Source organism: Pseudodesulfovibrio indicus (assembly GCF_001563225.1).
Lineage (GTDB): Bacteria > Desulfobacterota > Desulfovibrionia > Desulfovibrionales > Desulfovibrionaceae > Pseudodesulfovibrio > Pseudodesulfovibrio indicus.
Genome location: NZ_CP014206.1, coordinates 1,293,631 through 1,309,714 on the forward strand (window position 1 = coordinate 1,293,631; position 16,084 = coordinate 1,309,714).

Annotated in this window: 11 protein-coding genes and 1 pseudogene; 9 read left to right on the forward strand and 3 right to left on the reverse strand. The window is 65.4% G+C overall.

The window, feature by feature from the left end; all coding sequences use genetic code 11:
* Window positions 1-331: 331 nt before the first annotated feature.
* Together alaS and recA are read right to left on the reverse strand one after the other, a co-directional pair.
* A pseudogene (gene alaS / locus AWY79_RS06045) lies at window positions 332-2,973 on the reverse strand (alanine--tRNA ligase).
* Window positions 2,974-3,062: 89 nt separating this feature from the next.
* Complete coding sequence (gene recA / locus AWY79_RS06050; RefSeq protein ID WP_066801615.1) at window positions 3,063-4,115, reverse strand: recombinase RecA; 1,053 nt, start codon at window positions 4,113-4,115, stop codon at window positions 3,063-3,065.
* Between the two features lie 205 nt (window positions 4,116-4,320).
* On the opposite strand from recA, the gene AWY79_RS06055 reads away from it, so the two are divergent.
* Genes AWY79_RS06055 through AWY79_RS06065 form a run of 3 tightly spaced genes read left to right on the forward strand, consistent with a single transcriptional unit; the run spans window position 4,321 to window position 7,126 of the window.
* Window positions 4,321-5,055, forward strand: a complete 735-nt coding sequence (locus AWY79_RS06055) for a substrate-binding periplasmic protein (RefSeq protein WP_066801617.1) — start codon at window positions 4,321-4,323, stop codon at window positions 5,053-5,055.
* Between the two features lie 40 nt (window positions 5,056-5,095).
* Window positions 5,096-6,160, forward strand: a complete 1,065-nt coding sequence (locus tag AWY79_RS06060; protein WP_066801620.1) for a DUF814 domain-containing protein — start codon at window positions 5,096-5,098, stop codon at window positions 6,158-6,160.
* A 36-nt stretch (window positions 6,161-6,196) separates the two neighbouring features.
* On the forward strand, window positions 6,197-7,126 hold the full coding sequence (locus AWY79_RS06065) for a calcium/sodium antiporter (RefSeq protein WP_066801622.1): 930 nt from the start codon (window positions 6,197-6,199) through the stop codon (window positions 7,124-7,126).
* A 27-nt stretch (window positions 7,127-7,153) separates the two neighbouring features.
* On the opposite strand, the gene AWY79_RS06070 is transcribed toward AWY79_RS06065, so the two are convergent.
* Window positions 7,154-7,927: a class I SAM-dependent methyltransferase gene (locus AWY79_RS06070; protein WP_066801624.1), complete on the reverse strand. Its 774-nt coding sequence runs from the start codon at window positions 7,925-7,927 to the stop codon at window positions 7,154-7,156.
* A gap of 324 nt (window positions 7,928-8,251) precedes the next feature.
* Between AWY79_RS06070 and AWY79_RS06075 the strand changes: the two genes are divergently transcribed.
* From AWY79_RS06075 to rnr, 6 genes are all read left to right on the forward strand, one after another.
* Window positions 8,252-9,721, forward strand: coding sequence for an alkaline phosphatase (locus AWY79_RS06075; protein WP_066801626.1), 1,470 nt, complete (start codon window positions 8,252-8,254; stop codon window positions 9,719-9,721).
* Between the two features lie 79 nt (window positions 9,722-9,800).
* Window positions 9,801-10,952, forward strand: a complete 1,152-nt coding sequence (locus AWY79_RS06080; protein ID WP_066801628.1) for a YibE/F family protein — start codon at window positions 9,801-9,803, stop codon at window positions 10,950-10,952.
* A gap of 55 nt (window positions 10,953-11,007) precedes the next feature.
* Window positions 11,008-11,445: a YccF domain-containing protein gene (locus AWY79_RS06085; RefSeq protein WP_066801636.1), complete on the forward strand. Its 438-nt coding sequence runs from the start codon at window positions 11,008-11,010 to the stop codon at window positions 11,443-11,445.
* A 120-nt stretch (window positions 11,446-11,565) separates the two neighbouring features.
* A complete protein-coding gene (locus tag AWY79_RS06090; protein ID WP_066801638.1) occupies window positions 11,566-12,300 on the forward strand; it encodes a Bax inhibitor-1/YccA family protein in 735 nt (244 codons plus the stop codon).
* A gap of 312 nt (window positions 12,301-12,612) precedes the next feature.
* Window positions 12,613-13,746, forward strand: a complete 1,134-nt coding sequence (gene lpxK / locus AWY79_RS06095; protein WP_066801639.1) for a tetraacyldisaccharide 4'-kinase — start codon at window positions 12,613-12,615, stop codon at window positions 13,744-13,746.
* On the forward strand, window positions 13,739-15,934 hold the full coding sequence (gene rnr, locus AWY79_RS06100) for a ribonuclease R (protein ID WP_066801640.1): 2,196 nt from the start codon (window positions 13,739-13,741) through the stop codon (window positions 15,932-15,934). The genes lpxK and rnr overlap by 8 nt, the downstream gene beginning before the upstream one ends.
* The last annotated feature ends 150 nt before the right edge of the window (window positions 15,935-16,084 follow it).

Consider the following 16,084-nt stretch of genomic DNA (forward strand, 5'->3'; position numbering starts at 1 on the left):
AAATGCTCCTTGCAAATTCTCAAGAAGGGGACATTTACGGGCATCTCGCCCGACTGTCAACCCATTTCAATTGTATATATCGAGGTCACGCGACCAGGCCGCCGGGACAGGAAGGACAGGGTTGTAACGGGTAGTCCTTCGGGTCCGGTGGCACAGACCGGGAAGAGGTTCTTACCTGAATTGGGCGCACCCCACAAGTGTTTTGTTGGCCCAAACGGAATTCCGGTCGTTCACTACCATATATACATGCGCGCCGCCGCTGCTCCCGGATAAGGCAAAGGCCCTCCGCGCCGGGGCGGGGAGGGCCTTGTTGTCGTGTTGATTCGGACCGTTAGGCCGCGACCAGCTCCCTGAGCTTGGCCAGGGCGTTCTGCACGCCCGCCGGGTTGGAGCCGCCGGCGCGGGCCAGGTCCGGGCGTCCGCCGCCCCCGCCGCCGACTTCGCCGGCCACGGGCTTGATCAGGTCGCCCGCCTTGAACCTGGCGTGCAGGTCCTTGGTCACGGACAGGGCCACGGAGACCTTGCCGTCCTCGTGCGGGGCCACCAGGCAGATGATGCCGGAGGGCAGCTTGGAGCGCAGGGCGTCCATCTGCTCCAGCATGACGCCCATGTTCGGGGCGTCCAGCTCAACGGCCAGGACCTTGACCCCGCCGATCTCCTGCACCTCGCTCATCAGGTCGCGACCCGCGCCCGAGGCGAGCTTGGCCTGCAGGGACTTCATCTCCTTCTGCATGTCCTTGACCTGCTGCTGGAGGTCCCTGACCTTCTTGGGCAGGTCGGTGGGCTGCGCCTTGAGCATGGCACCGGCGTCGGTGGCGGCCTCGCGGCGCTCGTTCAGCCAGGCCACGGCGTTGTGGCCGGTGGCCGCCTCGATGCGGCGGATGCCCGCGGCCACGCCGGACTCGCTGGTGATGACGAAGGACCCGGCGATGCCGGTGTTGTCCAGGTGGGTGCCGCCGCAGAATTCCATGGACACGCCCGGCACTTCGATGACCGAGACGGTGTCGCCGTACTTCTCGCCGAACAGGGCGGTGGCGCCCTTGGCCTGGGCCTGCTCGATGGACATGACCTCGCGGGTCACGGGGATGGCGTCGAAGATCGCCTGGTTGACCAGGGCCTCCACCTGGGCGATCTCCTCGGGAGAGAGGCCCTTGATGTGGGTGAAGTCGAAGCGCAGCCGGTCCGGGGCCACCAGGGAGCCCGCCTGCTTGGCGTGGTCGCCGAGCACCTTCTGGAGGGCGGCGTGGAGCAGGTGGTGGTGGTGGTGTGGTTGCGCATGGTGGCCAGCCGCTGGGTGCGGTCAACGTTCAGGAAAATCGGGTCGCCCGCCTTGAGCGCGCCCTCGGTGACGTTGATCTTGTGGGCGGTCAGCTTCTGGGACGGCTTGACCGTGTCGAGTACGTCCGCCTTGCCGCCGGAGGCCGCGATGGCCCCGGTGTCGCCCGCCTGGCCGCCGGACTCGCCGTAGAACGGGGTGACCTCGGCCACCAGCCAGCCGGACTCGCCCGCCTTGAGCGCGTCCACGACCTCGCCTTCCGGGGTCAGCACGTAGGTGACTTCGGACTGGTCGGCCATGGTCTCGTAGCCGGAGAATTCGCAGGTCACGTCCTGCTCCAGCAGGGTCTGGAAGATGGACGCCACGTCCTTCTCGCCGGAACCCTTCCAGGCGGCCTTGGAGCGCTGCTTCTGCTCCTGCATGAATTTGTCGAACTCGACCTCGTCCACGCCCATGCCGTGCTGTTCGGCCACGTCGCGGACGATATCGATGGGGAAGCCGTAGGTGTCGTAGAGCTTGAAGGTGGTCTCGCCGGGCACGATCGCGGCCTTGGCCTTCTTCAGCTCCTCAAGCTCGGTTTCGAGCATTTCAAGGCCCTTGTCCAGGGTCTTGGCAAAGGACTCCTCCTCGTTCCTGACCACCTCGACCATGAAGTCGCGGGTCTCCTCCAGCTCCTTGTAGTGGCCGCCCATGTCGTCGATGACCTTGGAGGCGGTCTTCCACAGGAAGGTGCCGGTCAGCCCCATGAGCTTGCCGAACCGGTAGGCGCGGCGGATCAGCCGACGCAGGATGTAGCCCCGGCCTTCGTTGGACGGCAGCACCTGGTCCGGGATGAGGAAGGCGATGGCCCGGGAGTGGTCGGCGATGACCTGGAGCGCGGTGTCGATCTCCTCGGACGTGCGGTATTTCACGCCCGCCAGGTCGGCGGTGTACCGGATGATGGACTGGAACAGGTCGGTCTCGTAGTTGGAGGCCACGCCCTGGACCACGGCGGCGATGCGCTCGAGGCCCATGCCGGTGTCGATGGACGGCCTGGGCAGGTCGGAACGGGTGCCGTCCTCGGCCTGGTCGAACTGCATGAACACCAGGTTCCAGATTTCCAGGAACCGGTCGCAGTCGCACTTGCCGATGCCGCAGTTCGGGCCGCAACCCACTTCCTCGCCCTGGTCGTAGTGGACCTCGGAGCAGGGGCCGCAGGGGCCGGTGTCGCCCATGGACCAGAAGTTGTCCTTCTCGCCCAGCCGGTAGATGCGCTCGGCCGGGACTCCGGCGACCTTCTGCCACAGCTCGCCCGCCTCGTCGTCATCCTTGTAGATGGTGATGTACAGGCGGCTCTTGTCGAGCTTCAGCTCCTCGGTCAGGAACTCCCAGCAGAACCGGATGGCGTCTTCCTTGAAGTAGTCGCCGAAGGAGAAGTTGCCGAGCATCTCGAAAAAGGTGTGGTGGCGGGCGGTGCGGCCCACGTTTTCCAGGTCGTTGTGCTTTCCGCCCACGCGGAGGCATTTCTGGGCGGTGGTGGCGCGGTTGTAGTCGCGCTTCTCCTGGCCCAGGAAGAGCTTCTTGAACTGGACCATGCCCGCGTTGGTGAAGAGCAGGGTCGGGTCGTCCTTGGGGGTGAGCGGCGAGGATTCCACAATGGAATGGCCGTTGCGCTCGAAGTACTCAAGGAACCGTTGACGGATTTCGTTGGCTTTCATCTCGTGTCGTTCTCCAAAAAAAGAAAATCTCCGAAGAAAAGCGCCCCCGGCCTAAGGCCCGGGGCGCTTCATTCGGGCTTGAAAACTTGTTATTCGCCGGCGTCTCCTGCGGGTTCGTCTTCGGGGACGTCCCGGAAGCCCAGGTGCGTCATGAGCTTTTCCTCGATGGCGTGGGCGAGGTCGGGGTTGTCGGTCAGCAGGGCGCGGACGTTCTCCTTGCCCTGGCCCAGCTTCTCGGAGCCGAAGGCGTACCACGCGCCGGACTTCTCGATGATCCCGTTCTCCACGCCCATGTCGATGAGCTCGCCCATGCGGGAAATGCCCTCGCCGTAGAGCACGTCCACCTCGGCCTGGCGGAAGGGCGGCGCGACCTTGTTCTTGACCACCTTGATGCGGGCGCGGATGCCGTAGGCCTCTTCCTTGTCCTTGAGGGTCTGGATGCGTCGGATGTCCAACCGGCAGGAGGCGTAGAACTTCAGCGCGTTGCCGCCGGAGGTGGTCTCCGGGTTGCCGTAGCCGGTCATGCCGATCTTCATGCGGATCTGGTTGATGAAGATGACCACGCAGTTGGACTTGTGGATGGTGCCGGTCAGCTTGCGCAGGGCGTGGGACATGAGCCGCGCCTGGCTGCCCACCTGGGTCTCGCCCATCTGGCCTTCCAGCTCGGCCTGCGGGATGAGCGCGGCCACCGAGTCGATGACCACCACGTCCAGCGCGCCGGAGCGGACCAGCAGGTCGGCGATCTCCAGCGCCTGTTCGCCGTAGTCGGGCTGGGAAATGAGCAGGTCGTCGGTCTTGACGCCCAGCCGCTTGGCGTAGCCGGGATCGAGCGCGTGCTCGGCGTCCACGAACGCGGCGGAGCCGCCCATCTTCTGGGCCTGGGCGATGATGTGCAGGGCCAGGGTGGTCTTGCCCGAGGATTCCGGGCCGTAGATTTCTATCACCCGGCCGCGCGGCACGCCGCCGATGCCCAGGGCGATGTCCAGGCCGATGGAGCCGGTGGGAATGGCGGGGATGGAATGGGACGCCTCGTCGTCCAGGCGCATGATCGAGCCTTTGCCGAACTTGCGTTCAATGGTGGTCAGTGCGGTCCCCAGCGCTTCCTTGCGCAGGGCATCGGGATCAACGGCTTTACGGGCCATGTGGTCTTCCTCCGGGATTAGTCAGGCGGCAACAAACGAGCAACACGTCTCGATACCAGATACCTCCCGCGCGGGCAACAACCATATATATAGGGGACTCGGGGCGGTTAGGAGGCATGGCGCATTTACCCGTCCTGAAAAAACATGCTATGTTTCCTTCTGGAGCAAGACGTCCATGAGAGCATTCAAAATATGCACTGCAGCCTTGACCGCACTGTGTCTGACGGTTTCGATCGCCCGTGCGGACGGGCGTGTTCTCAAGGTCGGGGCCTACATCCTGCCTCCCCTGACCTCGCTGGACGATTCCGGGCGGCTGCGCGGCGAGAGCGTCGACCAACTGGCGGGCGCGTTGCAGGATATGGGCTATGTCCCGGAATACCGCGTCCTGCCCATGAAGCGCTGCCTGGAGGGCATGCTCCACGGTGAGCTGGCCATGATGCTGCCCGTGGTCAAGACGGCGGAACGTTCGGCGTTCATGCTTTTTTCCAAGCCCGTGGCCCGGATGGAATCGGTGTTCTGGAAGCGGGACTCGGCCCCGGTCCGATGCTGGGAGACCCCCGCGGACCTGGTCGGGCAGCGCATCGGGATCGCCCTCGGCTATGTCTACGGCCCCGAATTGCAGCGGCTGCGTAGGGAGTATCGGCTGGACCTGACGGAGGAGGGCGGCAAGAATCCCGAGAAGACGCTGTTCCTCATGCTTGAGGCGGGCCGCATGGACCTGATCCTGTGCGACCGGAGCATAGGCGAATACCTCAAGGCCCAAAACCGCCCGCTCTTCGACGACATCGTTCCCTGCCCCCGCCCCGTGGGCCAGTCCATCTCGCTGAGTTATCCGGTTTCCAAGGAATATTTCGACAAGCACAAGCTTGACGCCGAGGCCTTCCTGACCCGCCTCAACGAGAGCCTGGCGGCGCACGCCGCCGCCGGCACCGTCCGGTAGGGCTTGCCCTCGGACCCGATCTCACATAAGGGTCCCCTCCATGGCGGAACGCAAACAGTACGACGCATTGGCGCTGCTCTCCGGCGGCCTGGATTCCCTCCTGGCCGTGCGGACCATCATGGACCAGGGACTGACCGTCCTCGGCCTGCACTTTGTCACGCCGTTCTTCGGCAAGCCCCACCTGATCCCGTTCTGGAAATCCCATTACGGGGTGGAGGGTGTGGCCGTGGACATACGGCAGCCGTACGTGGACATGGTCCTGGACGGGCCGTCGCAGGGATTCGGCAAGTGGCTCAACCCCTGCGTGGACTGCAAGATCATCATGCTCACGCACGCGGCCCGGCTGCTCCCGGAATACGGCGCGAAATTTCTGATCTCCGGCGAGGTCATCGGCCAGCGGCCCATGAGCCAGCGCGAGGACGCCCTGAACCTGATCACCAAGAAGGCCGGAGTCCGCGACCTGCTCCTGCGCCCGCTGTGCGCCCGGAACCTGCCCCCCACGCCCATGGAGGAGTCCGGTCTGGTGGACCGCGAGCGGCTCCACGACTGGTACGGGCGCGGGCGCAAGCCGCAGTACGCCCAGGCCGAGCTGTACGGGTTCACCGAGATCCCCACTCCGGCGGGCGGCTGCTGCCTGACCGAGGCCCACGGCGCGGCCCGGTTCGTGCAGCTTCTGACCCACCGGGACCGTCCGTCCCCCGGCGATTTCTCGCTGGCCCGCGCCGGGCGGCAGGTCTGGGCCGACCACCGCTGGCTGGCCTTCGGACGCACCGCCGAGGACAACGACGAGCTGGCCGGGCTGGCCGAACCGGACGACTACGTGTTCAAGCTGGCCGACTTCCCCGGCCCGCTGGCCGTGGGACGGCCGCTCAAGGGCGACTGGGAGCCCGAGGCCGTGCGCGACGCCGCAGCCCTGATCGCCTCATACTCCGGCAAGGCGCGTAAAAAGTTTGAGGCCACGGGCGAGCCGGTCCGGGTCCACGTGCAGCGCAAGGGCGCGACCGAAACCCTGGCCGTCATCCCGGCCCGCGAGACCGGCCTGGCCTGGGCCGAGCCCGCTCCCGCCCTGGTCCGCGAGTGGAAGAAGGGCCGGACGCAGGCTTAGGTTGCGTCATCCTCCGCCATCACATAGAATAATCGAATGCTCATAGACATCGTCACCTTCTGCGTCTCGGCGCTGCTGCTCTGGTTCGGCGCCAACTGGATCGTCACCTCCGCGGCCCTCATCGCCCGGAAATTCAACGTTTCGGAACTGGTCATCGGGTTGACCATCGTGGCCTTCGGCACGTCCGCGCCTGAGTTCCTGGTGACCATCAACGCAGCCTTCCGGGGCCAGAACGACATCTCCCTGTCCAACGTGGTCGGGTCCAACATCTTCAACCTCGGCTTCATCCTCGGCCTGATGGCCATGATCAAGCCGCTGGTCTCCAACCGGACCATCGTCTATCGCGACGGGCTGCTCCTGTTCCTGACCACGGCGGGCATCCTGGCCGTGTCCTTCACCGGCGAGCTGGGACGCTGGTTCGGCGGGGCGCTCATGGCCCTGCTCGTGGGCTACCTGGTGGTCCTGGGGATCAAGCGCGAACCCGTGGGCGGGGAGGAGCTGGAGGAGACCCGGGGCAAGGTCGCCTCATGGATGGACGCCATGCTGCTGGTGGCGGGGTTCCTGGCCATCGCCGCGGGCGGCCACCTGATGGTCTCGGCCGCCACCTCCATCGCCGCCGCGCTGGGCGTGTCCTCCTGGGTCATCGGCGTGACCATCGTGGCTGCGGGCACCAGCCTGCCGGAACTGGTCACCTGCCTGGCCGCGTCGGTCAAGGGCAAGAACGAGATGCTGCTCGGCAATCTCATCGGTTCGGATTTCTTCAATTTCGCGGGCGTGCTCGGCCTGACCTGCCTGCTCAAGCCGCTGCCCGTCTCCCCGGAGGCCAAGTCCGGCCTGATCATCCTGGTGGCCATGGTCGGCCTGGTGCTCATCCTGCTGCGCACGGGCTGGAAGGTCCGACGCTGGGAAGGCGCGCTGCTCATCGCCATCAACCTGGCGCGCTGGGGCCACGACTTCATGCAATAGGCCCGGGCGCTGCCCGGATATCCCGGATCAGGATTTCGCTTCCTTCTCCCAGATGAGCAGATCGATCTCGTATCGGGTCCGCTCCACGAATCTGCCCGGCTCCTCCTCGAAGGCGGCCAGGTAGTCGCGCAGGTGGGCCGGGTCCGGGGTGACGCCGTATTGCGACAGGAAGGTCGCGGCGGAGTCCGCGAGCCTGTCCAGGGACTTGGGTACCACCCAGGTGCCGTTCACCGGGTAATGGGCATAGGGGATGGAGCAACCCTCCAGCCACTCGCGCATCTCGGGGCCGTTGACGTAGATGCGGGGCGTCACGCCGTAATGGGCGTACAGCCCGTTCATGACGTCGGACTCCATGACCCCGGCGAATCCCATGAACACGGTCCAGCGGCCCGCGTGGGCCAGCAGCTTGAGCCGGGATTCCTCGCTCTCGATGGCGGGCGTCATGGAGCAGAAGACCACGTCGTAGATACCGTCCCCGGTCCAGTCCATCCAGTCCGACCGCACGCACTCGATGTTCCCGAGCCCCAGGGATTCGGCGTCCTCGCGCAGGACGGCCAGCATGTCTTCCGAAATGTCCAGGGCCGTGACCCTTGCGGCCTCGCGGGCCAGGCGGAGGGTGTACATGCCGCTGCCGCAGCCCACGTCCAGCACGGACGCGCCCCGGAAATCCACTCCGTGGCCGCGTATCTTCCGCAGCACCCCGGCTTCGTAGTTGTCCTCGCCCTCCTCGAAGCGGGGGAAGGTCCGCGCCTTGGCGTTCCAGAATTCCTTGGTCATGGGATTGTCGGCGTCCTGCTTCATGGTGCTTCGGCTCCGGTTGTCGCTTGTCCCGGACCTGCGGTCGGGATACGTTGTCAAAATTTGTGGCACGGACAATGCTTGTTTTTGAAACAGGTGTCCGCAAATGGCAAGGGAAAATTCCCGGCGGGGGCGGACGAATCCGAGGCGCGGGGGAGGGTGGGGCAGGAGCTGGTCCCGGTTTGTCCTTGATAATCGGCGGGATGGCTGTGACGTACTTGTCACCGGGCCGTGACCCGTTTTTCGTCTTGGCCCATCTTTCCGTAACCTTCCCGGCGTACATACTGGTGCTTGAACCCACACCAACAGGACCCGAGGAGGTTTCCCATGTTGAAAACGGACAAACTGCTTTTCAGGGGCTTCATGGCCCTGGCCCTGGTCATGCTGTTCATGGCCGGACCGGCGCAGGCCAAGGACGCCAAGTACGTGTTCTTCTTCATCGGCGACGGCATGGGGCTGCCCCAGCGCGCCGCCACCGCCGCCTACACCGGCAAGAAGCTGGCCATCGACGCCATGCCCGCCCAGGGCGTGACCTCCACCTTCGCCAACGACCGGTTCATCACCGGTTCGGCGGCCTCGGCCACGGCGCTGGCCACCGGCGTCAAGACCAACATCAACTACATCGGCGTGGACCCGCAGTTCAAGCCGGTCAAGAACCTGTCCGAGATGGCCAAGGAGCGCGGCATGAAGGTCGGCATCGTGTCTTCGGTGTCCATCGACCACGCCACCCCGGCCGCGTTTTACGCCCACGTGAAGACCCGCAAGATGTACCACGAGATCGGGTTCGCCATGGCCGATTCCGGCTTCGACTTCTTCGCGGGCGGCGGCCTGGTCGATCCCACCGGCAAGAAATCCAAGGCCCCGCTGGGCGACGCCTACAAGCAGGCCCAGGCCAAGGGGTACAAGCTGGTCAACAACAAGAAGGACTTCATGGCCCTGACCCCGGCCGACGGCAAGGTCGTGGCTTGGAACGCCTGGCTCCAGGACGGCGAGGCCCTGCCCTATGTCATGGACATGACCAAGGACGACATCACCCTGCCCGAATTCACCAAGAAGGCCATCGAGATGCTCGACAACGACAAGGGGTTCTTCCTGATGGTCGAGGGCGGCAAGATCGACTGGGCGTGCCACGCCAACGACGCCACCGCCTCCATCCTGAACACCGTGTCCTTTGACGAGTCCGTGCTCGAGGCCATCGCCTTCTATGAAAAGCACCCCGACGAGACCCTGATCGTGGTCACCGGCGATCACGAGTGCGGCGGCCTGACGCTCGGTTTTGCCGGAACCAAGTACGACACCGACTTCAAGGTTCTGTCCGCCCAGAAGGTCTCCTTCCAGAAGTTCACCGACGAGATCCTGGCCGCCTTCAAGAAGGAGGGCGGCGACTTCGAGGCCATGAAGCCGGTCATCACCGCCAACTTCGGCCTGAAGTTCGAGGGCGATCCCAAGAAGGACACCCTGGTCCTGGCCGACTTCCAGGTGGCCGAGCTCAAGGAGGCCTTTGCCCGCTCCATGGCCTCCGGCAAGCCCGAGGGCAGCGAGTACCTGCTCTACGGCAGCTACGACCCCCTGTCCGTGACCCTGACCCACCTGCTGAACCAGAAGGCCGGGCTGGCCTGGACCTCCTACTCGCACACCGGCGTGCCGGTCTCGACTTCGGCCATGGGCGTGGGCGCGGAAGCGTTCAACGGCTCCTACGACAACGTGGACGTGGCCACCAAGATCATGTCCAGCATGGGCATTCCGGCCAAGCCGCAGTACGTGGACGCGGCCAAGGTCCGCGTGGCCGCCAACTAGACGACCCGATGATGAAAGGCGCGGGCGGGCCGGGTTTCCGGTCCGCCCGCGCATGTTCCCCTCACCCGCCAGGACTCCCATGTACAATTCCGACAAGAAATCCCGCGACTGGCTGCTGGTGGCCGTGTTCACCGTGCTGGCCGCCGCCCTCTATTTCCTGCCCACCGGGTTCGAGGACAAGGGCGACAAGGACGCGATCCGCTGCACCGCCGAGGTCCTCTCCGTGGACGACGACAACATCCTGCACCTCGGCCTGATCCGCTCGGGCGAGCAGGGGTTGACCGTGCGCATCCTGGACGGCCCCTTTGCGGGACGCGAATTCGACGCCCACAATCAGCTGCTCGGCCAGCTCGACCGGGACAAGCTGTTCCGGCCCGGCGACACGGCCTATGTGGTCCTGACCCTGGACGAGCGGGGCGAGGTGACCTACGTCAACCCGCAGGACCATTACCGGCTCGGCCTGGAGCTGCTGCTGCTCGGCCTGTTCGCCGCGCTGCTCCTGCTCTTCGGCGGCATGACCGGGCTCAAGGCGCTGCTCTCCTTCGCCTTCACGGGCATGGTCCTGTGGAAGGTGCTGGTGCCGCAGATGCTGCTCGGCGCGGACCCGGTCCGGCTGGCCCTGGCCGTGGTGGCCCTGCTCTCGGCGGTGATCATCTTCCTGGTGGCCGGGCTGACCCGCACCGGGCTGACCGCCTTTCTCGGCGCGTTTCTCGGCGTGGTCGCCAGCTGCGGCCTGGCCGTGTACTTCACCGGCCGGTTCCACGTGCACGGCGCGGTCATGCCGTTTGCCGAGACCCTGCTCTACGCCGGATACAACCACCTGGACCTGACGCGCATCTACATGGCCGGGGTGTTCCTGGCCTCCAGCGGCGCGGTCATGGACCTGGCCATGGACGTGGCCGCGGCCATGAGCGAGGTGGTGGACAAGAAGCCCTCCATCTCGCGGGTGGAGGCGGTCTGGTCCGGCGTCCGTGTGGGGCGCGCCGTGGTCGGGACCATGACCACCACGCTGCTCCTGGCCTATTCCGGCGGGTACGTGACCCTGCTCATGGCCTTCATGGCCCAGGGCATCCCGCTCGACACGACCTTCAACTTCATCTACGTGGCCGCCGAGGTCCTCAAGACCCTGGTGGGCAGCTTCGGGCTGGTCACCGTGGCCCCGTTCACCGCCCTGGCCGGGGGCGTGCTGCTGGTGGCCGGACGCAAACGGGAAAGCGCGCTTCGCCATTGACGAAACCGCCGGGATGGGCGAACACCGGAGGCGAACGCAACCGCAAGGAGTACCTATGCTTTCGTTTCTCGGAAACCTGATCTGGTGGATCATCGGCGGCCTGTTCATGGCGCTCGGCTGGTTTTTCGCGGGCTGCCTGATGGCCATTTCCATCATCGGCCTGCCGTGGGCGCGGTCCGCATTCGTCATCGCCAAGTTCTCGCTGGTGCCCTTCGGGCGGACCCTGATCCGGCGCGACCTGGTCACCGGCGAAAAGGACCTGGGCACCTCGGACCTGGGCCTGATCGGCAACATCATCTGGTTCGTGATCGCGGGCTGGTGGCTCTGCCTGGGCCACATCATGGCCGCGCTCGGCTGTTTCATCACCATCCTCGGCATCCCCTGGGGCTGGCAGCACCTCAAGCTGGCGGCCATCACCCTGGCCCCTGTGGGCATGACCTCGATTTCGGTCGAGGAGGCCGAGCGCATCTACGGAATTCGCACGGGGCGCTAGTTTCCGGCCACTTGTGCAATTTGATGCATCCTCTTGCCAGATCGCGAAAAGCTGCTTAGATAGTACCAGCGTCGGGCGGATTCCCGACCGTAAGAAAGCCAACAATCCGGAGGAATATCCATGTCCCAGTATCCCAGCATGCCCCAGGCGGGCGCAGCCAGAGCCGAGATGGTCAACGTCTTCATGCGCGGCGTCTACGGTTGGATGTCCGCCGGCCTGGGCCTCACCGCCCTGGTGGCCTTCGCCACCCTGACCGTGCCGGCCCTGAACAGCCTCGCCTTTGTCTACAACCCCGAAACCGGCATGCTCGCGCCGACCATGCTGCCGATGATCGCCCTGTTCGCGGCCTTCGGCATGGTCTTCTTCATGAGCTTCAAGATTTCGACCATGAATCCGTCCACGGCAACCGGCCTGTTCCTGGCCTTCAGCGCCCTGAACGGATTCTCCCTGGCCCCGATCCTGTGGGCCTACACCACCTCCTCGGTGGTCACGACCTTCATCACCACCGCCGGCATGTTCGGGGCCATGTCCCTGTACGGCCTGCTGACCAAGAAGGATCTGACCGGCTGGGGCAGCCTGCTCTTCATGGGCCTCATCGGCATCATCATCGCCATGGTCGTGAACATGTTCCTGCAGAGCCCGGGCATGTCCTTCGCCATCTCCGTCCTGGGCGTGATCATCTTCGTGGGCCTGACCGCCTACGACACCCAGAAGCTGAAGACCATGGGCGAGAACGTGCCCCTGGGCGACACCGCCGCCATCCGGCGCGGCACCATCCTGGGCGCCCTGACCCTGTACCTGGACTTCTACAACCTGTTCCTGATGCTGCTCAGGCTGATGGGCGACCGCAGGTAGGCTGCCGATAAGCGGCCATCTGCGTCGTTAAGTGAATTGTAGGCGAGTCTTCGAGCCGTACAAGATCTTACGCCCCAGGTGTCCTTCGAAAAATCCAGACCCTCGCGTATTGCTCATACGCGTCGGCCCTGGATTTGTCTTGCGCCTAGCATCTGACCACTTCTCGACAACCACCAATTTCGAATAGCCCCCCAAGGGCCGCGCCTTCCGGGCGCGGCCCTTTTGTTTGGCCGCAAAGTCGTCCCGCGCCGCTTGCAACCGGGGTTCTAGCCACGTATGAAGGGGGAAGATGAACTATCCCGACGGAGTACCATGTCCAAGACCATAAGCGAGCTGCAACGCGTTCTGCGCCCCGTGCTGACCCCCATTTCCTGGGTCTATGCGGGGGCCATGCGGGTGCGCGCCGGGCTGTACCGCAGGGGCCTGCTGCGCCGCTGGGAGCCGCCCGCGCTGACCGTGTCCGTGGGCAACATAGGCTGGGGCGGCAGCGGCAAGACCCCGGTGGCCGACTGGCTGCTCGGCTGGGCCGGGTCCCGGTCCATCCCCGTAGCCCTGCTGACGCGCGGTTACCGCGCCAAACCGAAGAATCTCCCCTACGAGGTCAAGCCGGGCGCACTGGCCGAAGAGGCGGGCGACGAACCGCTGATGCTCGCCCGCGCCCACGAGGAGGCCGTGGTCCTGGTGGACCCGGTGCGGGCCAGGGCGGGGCGGCTGGCGGCCAAGCGGTTTCGGCCCGAACTGATCATCCTGGACGACGGGTTCCAGCACATGGCCGTGGAGCGTCACGTCAACCTCGTGCTGCTCAAGCCCGCCGACCTGACCGACGGCTGGAACCAGGTTTTTCCGGCCGGGGAATGGCGCGAGCCGCAAACCGCCCTCAAGCGCGCCGACGCCTTCCTGATCAAGATCGGTCCCAAGGGGTTCAAGGCGCTGACTCCGTACATCGAGGCGCGGCTCTCGGGCCTGCGCAAGCCGGTCTTCAGCTTCCGCATCGCGCCCTCCGGGGTGCGCCGGGTGGTCAACGGCGAGACCGCACGGGATTTCGAAGGCGGCCCGTACCTGCTGGCCACGGGCGTGGGCGACCCTGCCCAGGTCAAGGCCACGGCCACGGCCTATTTCGGCTATCCGCCCGTGGAGCACGTTGTCTTCGCCGACCACTACGCCTACACCAAGCGGGACGTTCTGGCCCTCGGGGCGCGCGCGGCCGGGCTCGGCTGCAATGCGATCCTGTGCACGCCCAAGGACGCGGTCAAGCTCGGCTCCATGTGCACCGACGAATTCTGGCAGTTCGACCTCGGCCTGGAGTTCGGGCCGTCCACCCTGGGCAAGGATTCGACCTTTGCCAAGTGGTGGGACCGGCGGTACGAATCCTTCAAGCTGCGCCGCGCGGACAGTCTCGACGACGCAATACAACATTCCGAAAAGGGAAGTGAGAACAATGGTTAAGAAGAAGCGCAGCCAGCCCAGGCCGAGCACCCCGCCCCTGTCCCCGGCGACCCTGCTCAAGCTGTTCAAGGAAGTGAAGCGGCCCATGTCCAGGGCCGAGGTCATCCGCCAGCTCAAGCTCAAGAAAAAGGACAAGGCCGCGGTCAAGGACATGCTCAAGGAGCTGGCCCAGAAGGGCAAGCTGGTGCGCATCCGGCGCGGCTACGGCCTGGCCGAGGCCATGCACTGCATCACCGGGCGGCTGGAGATCCAGCGTCAGGGGTTCGGCTTCGTGGTCCCGGAGGACTCGCGGCGCAAGGACATCTTCGTCAACCAGCGGGACCTCAACGACGCCTGGCACGGCGACCGTGTGGTGGTCTCCGTGGTCGGCGAACCCAAGGCGGGGCGCAGCGCCGAGGGCCGCATCATCCGCATTCTGGAACGCGGCCGAAAGGTGCTGCCCGCCAAGGTGATCAAGCGCATGTCCGGCGGGGACTGGCTCTGCCGCCCGTCCGACCCCAGGCTGAATTTCGGGATCATCGCCGCGCTCAAGGACGCGTCCGTCAAGCTCGAACCGGGCGACATCGTGCTCTGTGCGCCGGGCGAACGCATCGACCCGACCATGTGGGAGGGCCAGATCACCCAGCGGCTCGGGGTGGAGACCGACGTCTCCGTCCAGGAAGCCCTGGTCAAGTCCAACCACAACATCCGCACCCGGTTCCCGTCCGGCTCCATGGGCCAGGCCGAATCCCTGCCGCCCGAACCGTCGGACAAGGACCTCCACTCGCGGCGCGACCTGACCGCCAAGCCGTTCGTGACCATCGACGGGGCCACGGCCCGCGACTTCGACGACGCCGTCCTCGTGGAGCGGCTCAAGCGCGGCTACCGCCTCTGGGTGGCCATCGCCGACGTGGCCCACTATGTGGCCGAAGGCTCGCCGCTCGACCGCGAGGCCCTGGAACGCGGCAACTCCTACTATTTCCCCCGGTCCGTTGAGCCCATGTTCCCGGAGCGCCTGTCCAACGGGCTGTGCTCCCTGAACCCCGACGTGCCCCGCCTGACCATGGTCGTGAAGATGGATACCGACGAGACCGGCCGCACCGTGGAGACCGAAATCTTCCCGGCGGTCATCCGCAGCCACGCCCGGCTGACCTACTCCCTGGTCAACGACGCCGTCATCGAGAAACAGGACGAGGCGCGCAGGAAGATCGCCCCGGACCTGCTACCCATGCTGGAGCTGGCCGAGGAGCTGGCGCGCAAGATCAACGCGTTGCGCTCCAAGCGCGGGTCCCTGGATTTCGACCTGCCCGAGCCGGAGATATTCTTCGACGTGCACGGCGAGACCTCGGATATCCGGCCCAAGCAGCGCAATTTCGCCCACCAGCTCATCGAGGAGTTCATGATCGCGGCCAACGAGGCTGTGGCCCATTTCCTCATAGAGCGCGACCTGCCCTGCCTGTTCCGCATCCACCCTCCGGCGGACGAGGAAAAGCTCAAGAACCTCTTCCGGCTGCTCTCGCGCACGGACAAGTCCGTGGTCATGCCCAAGGAGATCACGCCCAAGAAGCTCCAGATGCTCGTGGCGTCCATGCAGGGCACGGACAAGGAATACATCGTCAACCGCATGCTCCTGCGCTCCATGAAGCAGGCCAAGTACTCGCCGGACAACGAGGGCCACTTCGGCCTGGCCTCCGAGGAGTACGCCCACTTCACCTCGCCCATCCGGCGCTACGCCGACCTTGTGGTGCACCGGCTGGTCAAGTCCGCGCTGCAACAGGGCGAAGGCACGCCCGCGCCCATCCCGGGCCGCAAGAAGCTGCTCAACGTGGCCAACCACATCTCCTCGCGCGAGCGCGTGGCCATGGATGCCGAGCGCGAAATACTCAAGCGCGTCACCGTGCTGTTCATGCACGGCAAGGTCGGCGAGACCTTCAACGGCGTCATCTCGCACATCACCGACTTCGGCTTCTACGTGGAGCTCAAGGAGGTCATGGCCGAAGGGCTCATCCGGCTGTCCACCATGGACGACGATTACTACACCTACTGGCCGCAACGCGAGATGCTCGTGGGCGAACGCACCGGCCGCGCCTTCTCCCTCGGCCAAGCCGTGGAGGTCGTGCTCGAAGAGGCCAGCATCGAACGCCTCGAACTCAACTTCAGCCTGAAATCCGTGGTCGCCGCCGCCATGGATTATAAAGATTTGATTTAGGGAGCCTCCGGCGGCTGGGGGAAGGGGGAGAGAAACCTTTTGAGAAAGGTTTCTCTCCCCCTTCCCCCAGACCCCCATCCCCCTCTCTTCCAAAACTTTTCGGGTCGCTTCGCGAGTTTTGAAGGTCGAGGAAGGGTGTGCTTCTTAACC

Excerpts from the sequence above, each read along its gene's own strand:
- recA (WP_066801615.1), bottom strand. The coding sequence starts at position 4,115 with ATGGCCCGTAAAGCCGTTGATCCCGATGCCCTGCGCAAGGAAGCGCTG.
- AWY79_RS06060 (WP_066801620.1), top strand. The coding sequence starts at position 5,096 with ATGGCGGAACGCAAACAGTACGACGCATTGGCGCTGCTCTCCGGCGGC.
- AWY79_RS06065 (WP_066801622.1), top strand. The coding sequence starts at position 6,197 with ATGCTCATAGACATCGTCACCTTCTGCGTCTCGGCGCTGCTGCTCTGG.
- AWY79_RS06070 (WP_066801624.1), bottom strand. The coding sequence starts at position 7,927 with ATGAAGCAGGACGCCGACAATCCCATGACCAAGGAATTCTGGAACGCC.
- AWY79_RS06075 (WP_066801626.1), top strand. The coding sequence starts at position 8,252 with ATGTTGAAAACGGACAAACTGCTTTTCAGGGGCTTCATGGCCCTGGCC.
- AWY79_RS06080 (WP_066801628.1), top strand. The coding sequence starts at position 9,801 with ATGTACAATTCCGACAAGAAATCCCGCGACTGGCTGCTGGTGGCCGTG.
- AWY79_RS06085 (WP_066801636.1), top strand. The coding sequence starts at position 11,008 with ATGCTTTCGTTTCTCGGAAACCTGATCTGGTGGATCATCGGCGGCCTG.
- AWY79_RS06090 (WP_066801638.1), top strand. The coding sequence starts at position 11,566 with ATGTCCCAGTATCCCAGCATGCCCCAGGCGGGCGCAGCCAGAGCCGAG.
- lpxK (WP_066801639.1), top strand. The coding sequence starts at position 12,613 with ATGTCCAAGACCATAAGCGAGCTGCAACGCGTTCTGCGCCCCGTGCTG.
- rnr (WP_066801640.1), top strand. The coding sequence starts at position 13,739 with ATGGTTAAGAAGAAGCGCAGCCAGCCCAGGCCGAGCACCCCGCCCCTG.